This is a genomic window from Muriicola sp., from assembly GCF_041567615.1.
Lineage (GTDB): Bacteria > Bacteroidota > Bacteroidia > Flavobacteriales > Flavobacteriaceae > Muriicola.
The window spans coordinates 1-9,970 of sequence record NZ_JBFGBM010000097.1; the positions used below are offsets into that span (position 1 = coordinate 1).

Here is a 9,970-nt window from a genome sequence, read left to right on the forward strand (position 1 = left end):
CCTTTTGTTTATCTTTTTGAAACTGGACGCCAACAGGCTGAACGAATGGCTTTAAAACGACCAGGCTGAACCTTCAATGGCTTCTTCCATCCTATCCTCCGCACCGTCATCCATCATGTGAAAAAAATCGATCCCGGTCTCTTCCTCCAGGTGGTCTATACTTACCCTGAAAGCTTTGAGGGACTCGGAACTCTCCCGATGGGGAACTAAAAAAGCAATGGTCTCCAGCCCCCCTTTCTTTTGCCTTGCGACTATTTTAAAAAACGCCCGGGGTACCGTTACTCCTTCATAGCCTATTGAAGACAGACCTTTGCTGAGCACACCCCCGGTAATCACGTACAGAGTGTCATACTTCCTCGCCCAGTTACGCACCTGAATCTCCAAACGGTTCCATACCCCGGCATTGAAATCGGGGTCCATCGGACTGATATTGCTGGTGTAAAAGGTCTCGTTATAGGCAGCTTCAGAAAACTTGCGGTCCCCGGCCGGGCAGAGATGCCCACGGTCATAGCCCGAATTTTTGTAATTCCTCCAGTCGGCCGAAATGCTTTTCACCAGGGGATCTTCCTGAAAGAAAGGCCTGCGCCTCTCATCTTCCGTCAGTTGTGACCCTGTAAGGGTATACGCCACCCACCGGGCCTGTTCATGACGCTCACTGTATTCAAGAGTGTAATAGGCATGTGTGATCATGTCACCCCCCGAAGATCCCGGCAATACGTAGGCCGGTAAGGCTACGCTGTCCTCCGGGCCGGCCATCTTCCAGGAAGGTATAAGATAGTGTTCTGCCAGCCAGAACAGGACGACCACGACCACCATCAAAACGGCATAAACGATCCTGTTCTTATTCCATCTTCGCATAGGGGTCGCTCTTTTCCTAAAGCGAAGCTAAAATACAGGATTTCTGAAGATCAAGGCCTACCTTTGAAGTGTAAGGATTTTGCCAATTCTTCGACCCTTTAAACTCTTAAGACTGTTAATTTTAAATCCATTACCTATCCTATGTTCACCTGGAAAGACGTTATACATTTTTCTGTTCACGGCAGTCCCAAACCCGACAAAAGGGTTGAGAAAACGGAGGCCGAGTGGAAAGAGTTCCTGAGCCCGGAACAATTCAGGATCACCCGCAGAAAAGGTACAGAGGCACCCCACTCGGGCGCCTTGTGCAGCATATACGAAGCCGGCAAGTACGCCTGTGTCTGCTGCGGCACCCCCTTATTTGATTCCACCATCAAATTCGATTCCGGAACGGGCTGGCCCAGTTTCACCCAGCCCATCAAAGAGAACGCTATTCAATATAAGAAAGACACTTCCTATGGGATGGTCAGGGTGGAGGTCATGTGCAATACCTGCGATGCGCACCTAGGACACGTTTTCCCTGATGGTCCTGCTCCCAGCGGCCTGAGGTATTGCATCAATTCCGAATCGATGGAACTCGTACAAAACACGGCCAATCATGAGTAGCCCCAAGTTTGAGATCGCTACAGTGGGCGGAGGGTGCTTCTGGTGTACAGAGGCTATTTTCCAGGAAGTAAGGGGCGTTCACCGGGTAGTTTCCGGGTACACGGGAGGCAATGCCCCCGGGAGGCCGACATACCGGGAAGTCTGTTCCGGCCTTACCGGCCATGCCGAAGTGGTCCAGGTCTTTTTCGACCCTGATGTGATCACCTATTACGACCTGCTCGTGATCTTTATGACGACCCATGACCCCACCACCCTGAACCGGCAGGGAGCCGATGTGGGTACCCAGTACCGTTCCGTGATCTATTACCACAATGAGGCACAGCACGAGACGGCCAAGGAGGTCATTAAAGAGCTGGCTGATTCCTTCGATGCCCCTATCGTCACCGAAGTGAGTCCGCTCGAAACCTTTTACGAAGCCGAAGATTACCACCAGGATTACTACCGGAACAACCCCAGGCAGGGGTACTGCAGTTACGTGATCTCCCCCAAGCTTAACAAGTTGCGAAAACTGCATGCCGAAAAGCTCAGCAAGGCTTGAGAATGAACATAGATCCGTAAAAAAAAGGCCCCTAACAGGGCCTTTTCCTAATATGTTTAATCTGTCATTATCCCTTGATGTGGGCAAGCTTGTCACCCTTCATCCTATCTTCCCTCAGGTCCTTCAACACATTGACGGCTTCCTCTATATACACGTCTTTGACGAGGTTCTGATGCCAGCGTTCCCGCTTTTCTTTCAGGAGGGTGTCCTTGGCAAAGAGGCCCTGCTCGTACCTTACTGATTCGAAGGTGAGCTTGGAATCGTACTCGGAAAGTTTTTTGAAGTAATCCGATTTTTCCCTGTTCGCCTTATCCCGCGCCTTGTAGAGGTCGTAATTCAGGGGAACCGTCATTTCGTCCTGCTGATCCTTGAGCCATTTCGCATTTTCCTCAATGAGTTTTACCTGAGGATTCCGGGCGATTCGTTTATTGCTGTTCTCAATGATCTTTTCGAAGTCGATACTCCCATCCCATACCCTGTAATTGGCAGGATTGATCTTGTCCCAGCTCATGGCGTTGGACTGCCCTTTTTCTCCGAGGACGATGTATCGATAGCGATCCGGGATGACGATGTCACTCTTCACACCTTCCAGCTGGTTGGATTCCCCGTTGACGCGATAGAATTTCTGGATGGTCACCTTGATGGCTCCCAGGTCGCCGTATTCATTCACATGAACCACATTCTCCAGCGGATACATGGTTTGTACAGTCCCCTTCCCGAAGGTCTGGTTGCTTCCTATGATGATCGCTCTCTTGTAATCCTGCATGGCAGCAGCGAGAATCTCCGAGGCAGAAGCTGAAAATTCGTTGACGAGTATTACCAGGGGTCCGTCCCACTGCACCCTCTCGTCCTTGTCCTCATAGACCATTTTATCATTGTCTGAAGCCCGAACCTGCACCACGGGCCCGTCCTTGATGAACAACCCGGCCATGTCGATTGCCGTCCTCAGCGATCCCCCACCGTTATCACGAAGGTCCAGGATCAGTCCTTCCATACCTTCTTCCTTCAGACGTTCGATCTCCTTAGCCACATCTGTAGCCGCATTTCGATCGTTGTAATTCTTGAAGTCGGCATAGAATCCGGGCAGTTGTATCAGGCCAAATTTCTTATCCTCGTCAATGATCTTTGCTGATTTAGCGTATTGTTCTTCCAGCTCCACTATATCACGGACAACGGTCACCTCTTCAATGGTGCCGTCTACTTTCCGGACCGTGAGGTATACCTTGGTCCCTTTGGGTCCTTTGATGAGTTTCACGGCATCGTCCAGGGGCATCCCCACGATATTGACCGGGGTCTCATTCTCCTGCCCTACCTTGATGATCTCGTCTCCCACTTCGAGCAATTGTCCGCGCCATACGGGACCTCCGGAGATGATCTCCACGATCTTGGCGCCTTCGGGTTCCGGCTGCAGCCGAGCGCCGATGCCTTCGAATCGACCTGAGATCTGACGGTCAAAATAATCCTTGTCCTCAGGGGCAAAGTAGGAAGTATGGGGGTCGAACTTATCGACGATAGAATTGATATACTGGGCGAAGCGATCCTTGCGCTCCATATTGTCTACAAAGTCGAAGAATTCTTCCAGTGTCTGCCTGGTGACATCCCTGGCTTCCTTTTCCACTTCTCTCTCGGTAAGGGTCACGTAATTGGGATCGTCCTTCTTTTTCTGGATCTCGTCCTTCAATTTGGAGTCATAGGTGTTCAGGGTCCAGAATTTGAGCTGTTTTCTCCACCTCTCTTTCAGTTCCGCCCTGGAATTGGTAAACGGCCTTTTGTCGTAATCAGAATCGATAGCCTCCTCCACGGTGTAATCAAAAGGTTCGTCCAGGATCTCTGAGATCAGCACCTTCACCTCCCCGATACGCTTCATATACCTTTCGTTCACCAGGTTAAAGAAGGAGATATCGGTGTTCTTGATCTGATCGTCTATCTGGAATTTGTACTGTTCAAAATCCCTGATGTCCTCTGCCAGGAAGTACCTTTTAGTGGGGTCCAGGACGTCGATGAAATCCTCATAGACCGCTACGGACAGGTCGTCATTGATGGCCTTGGGAGAATAATGTCCTTTTTCCAGGATGTAGGTGATGATATCTAATAAGAGCTTGTCCTTGTCATTGTTTTCGAAGGACTTGTTCGTAAAACTGCAGGAAGCCACAGCAATCAGAACAGCCAGAAAACCTAAAGCCAGATTCCTTTTCATGTACTTGTTGTTTCTTCAGATTAAAAGACTTTGCGAAACGCCCTAAAAACCTGAGGTTGATAAAATTAATCAGTCTCTAAGATAGAGAAAAAACCATGCCAATAATTGCCCCTGGCAATAATTTTTTGTTAAAGGCGGTCCGCACTAATCCTCAGTAAAAACGTATTTTTACGGCTTAAAGTATGCGAGATGAGCAAACCTTTGATCCTGGTGACAAACGACGACGGAATTACGGCTCCGGGATTGCGCACCCTGGTGCGCTGTATGAAGGAACTCGGAGAGGTAGTTGTGGTTGCTCCGGACAGTCCGCAATCCGGAATGGGTCATGCTATTACCCTGGATAATACCCTGTATTCACAAAGGGTAGTGATCGATTCTGAGAAAGGGGCCCCCATGGAATACAGCTGCAGTGGAACTCCAGCCGATTGCGTAAAACTGGCCTTGCAGGAATTGCTCGACCGAAGACCGGACATCTGTGTGAGCGGGATCAACCACGGTTCCAACGCCTCTATCAATGTCATCTACTCGGGAACCATGAGTGCAGCGATAGAGGCCGGAATAGAAGGCATCCCCGCCATCGGATTCTCCCTCTGTGATTATTCCTGGGAAGCCGACTTCACCCCGGCTGAACAAGCGGTGAAACAGATCGTGGCCGAAGCGCTTCAACACGGGATTCCCAAAGGCGTGGTACTCAATGTCAACATCCCCAAAGTGGCTGACGGAAACCTCAAAGGCATCAAGGTCTGCAGGCAGGCCCGGGCCAACTGGAAAGAAAAATTCGACAAGCGAACGAACCCCAGCGGAAAGGACTACTACTGGCTCACAGGAGAATTCCAGCTTCTGGACAAGGGGGAGGACACAGACGAATGGGCCCTGTCTCAGGGGTATATCTCTGTGGTCCCTACCCAATTCGACCTTACGGCTCACTTCGCTATTCAGGATATCAATACTTGGAATTTACATGAACACTAAAAAAGAAATCATCATCGGCTTTGCCGTGGGAATCATTGCCAATGTATTCGGAACCTTACTCTATATCCTTATATTTTCCGACCTGGGGATCTTTGAGACCCTTGAAGTCGCCAGAGAACAGAATTACTTAGGGAGCCTGGTGGCCCTTGGGGCCATTTTGAACCTCCTTGCTTTTTTCGGATTTCTCAGGATCCGAAGGGACCAGCGGGCCAAGGGAGTACTGATCGCCACCTTGCTCGCTGCCCTGGTCATCTTATTCTACAAGGTATTCTGACATGAAGTACTACATCATAGCAGGGGAAGCTTCCGGGGACCTTCACGGGTCTAACCTGATCCGGGCCTTGAAGAAGGCAGATACAGGGGCTGATATCCGTTGCTGGGGTGGGGACCTGATGGAAAAGGCCGGGGGAACCCTCGTAAAACACTACAAGGAAATGTCCTTTATGGGCTTTGCGGAGGTACTGGCCAACCTGCCGCAAATCTTTAAAAATATCGCCTTTTGCAAAGAAGACATAAGTACCTTCTGTCCGGATGTGATCATTTTTATCGATTTTTCGGGCTTTAATCTCCGGATCGCTTCCTGGGCCAAAGCCGAGGGATACCGGACGAATTACTACATCTCCCCCCAGGTTTGGGCTTCCCGTGAGGGCAGGGTGAGGAAGATCCGGGCTTCCATAGACCAGATGTACGTCATCCTTCCGTTTGAAAAGGAATTCTACGAAGAAAAGCACGGGTTTCCGGTTCATTATGTGGGTCATCCCCTGCTGGATGCCATAGAGGCGAAAGAAACCGTCGATCCTGCAAACTTCAGAAAGAAACACGGCCTGCCAGGGGAAAAAGAGATCATCGCACTTCTTCCCGGCAGCCGCAAACAGGAGGTGGAGAAAATGCTCTCCCTCATGCTATCTGTGGTTCCTCTCTTTCCGGACTACGAATTCGTGATCGCCGGTGCTCCCAGCCTGGACACAGAATTCTATTCTCAATTCACAAAAGAAAGTCGGGTACACTTCGTCAGAGGGGAGACCTATGCCCTGCTGCAGTGCTCAAAGGCTGCCCTGGTCACCAGCGGAACGGCCACCCTGGAGACGGCCCTTTTCAAAGTCCCCCAGGTGGTCTGTTATAAAGGGAACTGGATCTCCTACCAGATCGCCAAACGCATTATCACCCTGAAATACATCTCCCTGGTCAACCTCATCATGGACAGGGAAGTGGTGACAGAGCTCATCCAGAACGACCTTTCCCATAAGGCCCTGGTCCGAGAACTGAAGGCGGTCCTCACAGGTCCCAGAAGGGAAGCTGTTCTAACGGCCTATGAAGAACTGGAAGCCAAGCTGGGCGGGGGCGGGGCCAGCGAAAAAGCCGCCGGGATGATCGTTGATTCCCTCAGAAATTCCTGAGAAAAGGTTCTCCTGTTAAGCCCGTATTTGCTTTCCGCTGAATCCCCACTTCAGAAATAATTTATAATTTTGGTTACAAGGTGCCCCCTTTTTTACTGTCTATGTGGAGAAAAAACCTTGTCGTGATCTTGTGCCTGACAGCCCTGTCCTGTGGGGTTGTAAAAAAACGGACCACCTACGGATCCGGTTACACGGTCACCGTTGAGGCAGATGACCCCCCATCGGAGATCCTCCGGGATTCCATCCTATCAGACAGTACCGAGATCGTCGACATCCCGGAAAGGATATCCCCCGACAGATCCGAACAGATCATCAATACCGCCCTCACCTATACCGGGGTGAAATACAAATACGGGGGTACAACCCGAAAAGGCATGGATTGTTCCGGCCTCATGTATATCACCTTCCAGGAGCACGACATCTACCTGCCTAGGGTTTCATTCTACATGGCTAACGAAGGAAAAAAGATCTCTTTGGAAGAGGTCAGTAAGGGCGACCTGCTGTTCTTTACCACCTCCAACCGAAGGAAACGCATCAACCACGTGGGCCTGGTCGTGGAAGTAGAAGGCGATGATATCCGGTTTATTCACTCCACCACCTCCCGGGGCGTGATCGTCTCTTCCCTCAAAGAGGGCTACTGGAACTACGCATTTGTAAAGGCCACGAGAATCCTTTGAGATGCACCCCCTGGATTTTATCTCTGTACGGGTATGCCTGTCTTTTATAGCAGGCATCATCCTGGGTTGGACCTTTCCCACAGCACCTGAGGTAATCTTATTCCCCCTGGTTTTGAGTTTCGCCTTCCTGCTCCTGACCTTCCTCTTTGAGAATTACAGGAAGGGTATTCTTTTCGGGATCGCAGTGGCCTGTACTTTCCTCTGCCTGGGATTCCTCTCCCTTTCCCTGTCACGGTCCCACTTTCGGCCTGATCACTATTCCCACGCCCTGCAGGAGGGTTTAAACCTTTGGGAGGTCCGGGTGCAAGAGACCCTGAAGGCTTCGGGGTATTATCACAAATACCTCCTGGAGGTAAATTCCCTGAACGGGCATATCGCCAGCGGATGTATACTGGGGCTGGTGGAAAGAACCAAAACATCGGGTTTGAGTGCTCATGACCGATTACTTTTCAGAGGGAAGCTTACACCCATTCCTCCCCCTTCCAACCCCTACCAGTTTGCCTATGACGAGTATATGGAAGTCCGGGGGGTCTATGACCGGGTGGTACTGGAGGAGGGCAATTACATCCAGCTGGGCCCGACAGGACTTTCAATTAGGGGGATGGCGCTAAGCTTAAGGGAAGGTATTGTCAAGGCCCTCCGGGCTACTTCTGTGGGCAGGGAAGAACTGGGGGTGATGCAGGCCATCCTGTTAGGGGAAAGAAATGAGCTGGATCCTGAGGTCTACCAGCACTACAGGGACGCCGGGGCTGCCCATATCCTGGCCGTATCCGGCCTCCATATCGGCATCCTGTTACTGCTGATCCGATTCTTCCTCAGGCCCCTGTCAGCTCTTCGCCACGGCAAGACAGGGATCGTCCTGCTCACCATTATCCTGATCTGGGCCTATGCTCTCTTCACCGGCCTTTCCCCTTCCGTGGTCAGGGCCGCCGCCATGTTCTCTTTCCTCTCTTATGCCCTGTTCCTCAACAGGCCTTCGAACACCGTGAACATCCTGGCCATCTCGGCTTTGTTCATCCTGATGATCGAACCCCGGTTCTTTTTCCAGGTGGGATTCCAGCTCAGCTATGCCGCCGTACTGGCCATCGCCTGGATCTATCCCGTACTGATGAGAACCTGGTATCCTTCTAACCGGTTCCTGAGGCGTTTGTGGAAATTGACCGCTGTCAGCCTGGCCGCACAGATGGGGGTCATGCCGCTTTGCCTGTATTACTTCCATCAGTTCCCGGGCTTGTTCCTCCTTTCCGCTATCCTCCTGGTGCCCTTTCTGGGGCTCATCATCGGATTAGGGATCCCCGTGGTCATCCTGGCCAGCCTGAAGAGCCTGCCCGATCTGCTGGCTTCGGTCTATTCCTCTCTGATTGGGGGAATGAATAACATCGTCCGGAGTATCGCAGACCAGGAGGCCTTTGTGCTGCGAGACATTCCTTTGGACAAAGTATCCCTCCTGCTGCTGTATCTGCTCCTTGCCCTCCTGGTCGTCAGTTTTCAAAAACCCAGGTTCAGGAACTTTTTATTCCTGGGGATGTCTGTGCTATGCCTGCAGGGATGGACCTTTTATCAGGTCGAAAAGTATGCCGGGAAACAGGAGATTGTCCTCCTTCACCGGGTGGCCGGGACCGGGATCCTGTACCAGGAGGGAAGGAACCTTCAGCTCCTGAGCCCCGATCCTGGGCCTCTCAAGCCCATGGCAGAGACCTTTCGCATGCACAGGCACTTAAAAACAACTTCCTGCCAGGAACTGCCCTATTCTTTTAGAGTGGGAGATAAGCCCTGGATCGTGATAGACAGTACAGGAAGGGTTCCGAAGGTTTCAGAACACGCTTCCGGGGTGTTGCTGATACAGTCTCCAAAAGTGCACCTGGGTCGTATCCTCGAAGAGTTAAAACCTCAAAAAGTGGTCGCAGACGGGAGCAACTACCTCCAATACGTAAATCGATGGCAAAAGACCTGCGAAGCCCATGGGATCCCTTTCTACTCCACCGCGAAATCGGGTGCCCTGACCCTGCATCAGTTGTGATCCTACCGGATCCCGTGCATCATACGTTTCAGGGGCCTGTTCAGGACGATGGATATTGCTCCCAGGGCGATACATAGGACCGTAAAGATCCCGAAAAAGCTGCTGAGGGAATAGTTGGCCGTAACCTCGTCGATCATACCTCCCAGTGTACCGGCCAGTTTCTGTCCGATGGCGATGGCGAGGTACCAGATCCCAAACATAAACCCGATCATCCTTGGAGGTACGAGCTTGCTGAGGTAGGACAGCCCTACCGGTGATACGCAGAGCTCCCCCATGGTGATCAGCAGATAGGAGAGGATAAGGTAGATCATGCTCACCGAGGCCGAAGCAGCTCCCTGGGGAATGCTTAAGGTCCCGAAGACGAGCACGGCAAAACCGAGGCCCTGCAGGATGAGGCCAATCCCGTATTTATGGGCGGCACTGGGGTTGTACTTGCTCTCCCACCAGCGGGAAAACAAAGGCGCCAGGGTGATGATAAAGAAGGAATTGAGGATGGCGAACCAACTGGCCTCCACCTCATTCCCGGTCTGGGCGAATTTGTCGTAAAGCCGGTAGATCAGCAAGCCCCAGACGCCCACAAAAGCCAATGCGAGGGCAATGTTGGAATATGGGATGCGACTGTATGTTTTTTTGAACAGGAGGTAGAGCACCCAGGTAATGATTATCATAGGGACGGTGGTCAGCAGGGCATCCACCACCTTGAAGACC

At 51.5% G+C, this 9,970-nt stretch carries 9 protein-coding genes and 1 pseudogene; 7 read left to right on the top strand and 3 right to left on the bottom strand.

Annotation, left to right across the window (positions count from 1 at the left end; translation table 11 throughout):
- Positions 1–51: 51 nt before the first annotated feature.
- Positions 52–858: a DNA/RNA non-specific endonuclease gene (locus tag ABYP73_RS07995; protein WP_372973971.1), complete on the bottom strand. Its 807-nt coding sequence runs from the start codon at positions 856–858 to the stop codon at positions 52–54.
- A 141-nt stretch (positions 859–999) separates the two neighbouring features.
- On the opposite strand from ABYP73_RS07995, the gene msrB reads away from it, so the two are divergent.
- Positions 1,000–1,461 (top strand): peptide-methionine (R)-S-oxide reductase MsrB, encoded by a 462-nt coding sequence (gene msrB / locus ABYP73_RS08000; protein WP_372973972.1) that lies wholly within the window; start codon positions 1,000–1,002, stop codon positions 1,459–1,461.
- Complete coding sequence (gene msrA, locus ABYP73_RS08005) at positions 1,454–1,999, top strand: peptide-methionine (S)-S-oxide reductase MsrA (protein WP_372973973.1); 546 nt, start codon at positions 1,454–1,456, stop codon at positions 1,997–1,999. The genes msrB and msrA overlap by 8 nt, the downstream gene beginning before the upstream one ends.
- A gap of 67 nt (positions 2,000–2,066) precedes the next feature.
- On the opposite strand, the gene ABYP73_RS08010 is transcribed toward msrA, so the two are convergent.
- The gene (locus ABYP73_RS08010; protein WP_372944568.1) at positions 2,067–4,196 is read right to left on the bottom strand and encodes a carboxy terminal-processing peptidase; all 2,130 of its coding nucleotides are present in this window, start codon (positions 4,194–4,196) and stop codon (positions 2,067–2,069) included.
- A 189-nt stretch (positions 4,197–4,385) separates the two neighbouring features.
- Here ABYP73_RS08010 and surE point away from each other — a divergent pair, with 189 nt between their 5' ends.
- The 5 genes from surE (at position 4,386) to ABYP73_RS08035 (ending at position 9,262) form a co-directional block, all read left to right on the top strand.
- Complete coding sequence (gene surE / locus ABYP73_RS08015) at positions 4,386–5,168, top strand: 5'/3'-nucleotidase SurE (protein WP_372944567.1); 783 nt, start codon at positions 4,386–4,388, stop codon at positions 5,166–5,168.
- A complete protein-coding gene (locus ABYP73_RS08020; RefSeq protein WP_372944566.1) occupies positions 5,158–5,442 on the top strand; it encodes a hypothetical protein in 285 nt (94 codons plus the stop codon). The genes surE and ABYP73_RS08020 overlap by 11 nt, the downstream gene beginning before the upstream one ends.
- A gap of 1 nt (position 5,443) precedes the next feature.
- Positions 5,444–6,565 carry a lipid-A-disaccharide synthase gene (gene lpxB / locus ABYP73_RS08025; RefSeq protein WP_372973974.1) on the top strand — a complete coding sequence of 374 codons (1,122 nt, stop codon included), beginning with the start codon at positions 5,444–5,446 and terminating at the stop codon, positions 6,563–6,565.
- A 101-nt stretch (positions 6,566–6,666) separates the two neighbouring features.
- The gene (locus ABYP73_RS08030; protein ID WP_372973975.1) at positions 6,667–7,242 is read left to right on the top strand and encodes a C40 family peptidase; all 576 of its coding nucleotides are present in this window, start codon (positions 6,667–6,669) and stop codon (positions 7,240–7,242) included.
- A 1-nt stretch (position 7,243) separates the two neighbouring features.
- Complete coding sequence (locus tag ABYP73_RS08035) at positions 7,244–9,262, top strand: ComEC/Rec2 family competence protein (RefSeq protein ID WP_372973976.1); 2,019 nt, start codon at positions 7,244–7,246, stop codon at positions 9,260–9,262.
- A gap of 2 nt (positions 9,263–9,264) precedes the next feature.
- Here the strand turns inward: ABYP73_RS08035 and ABYP73_RS08040 are convergent.
- Positions 9,265–9,970 (bottom strand): annotated as a pseudogene (locus tag ABYP73_RS08040) (MFS transporter); the annotation flags it as partial.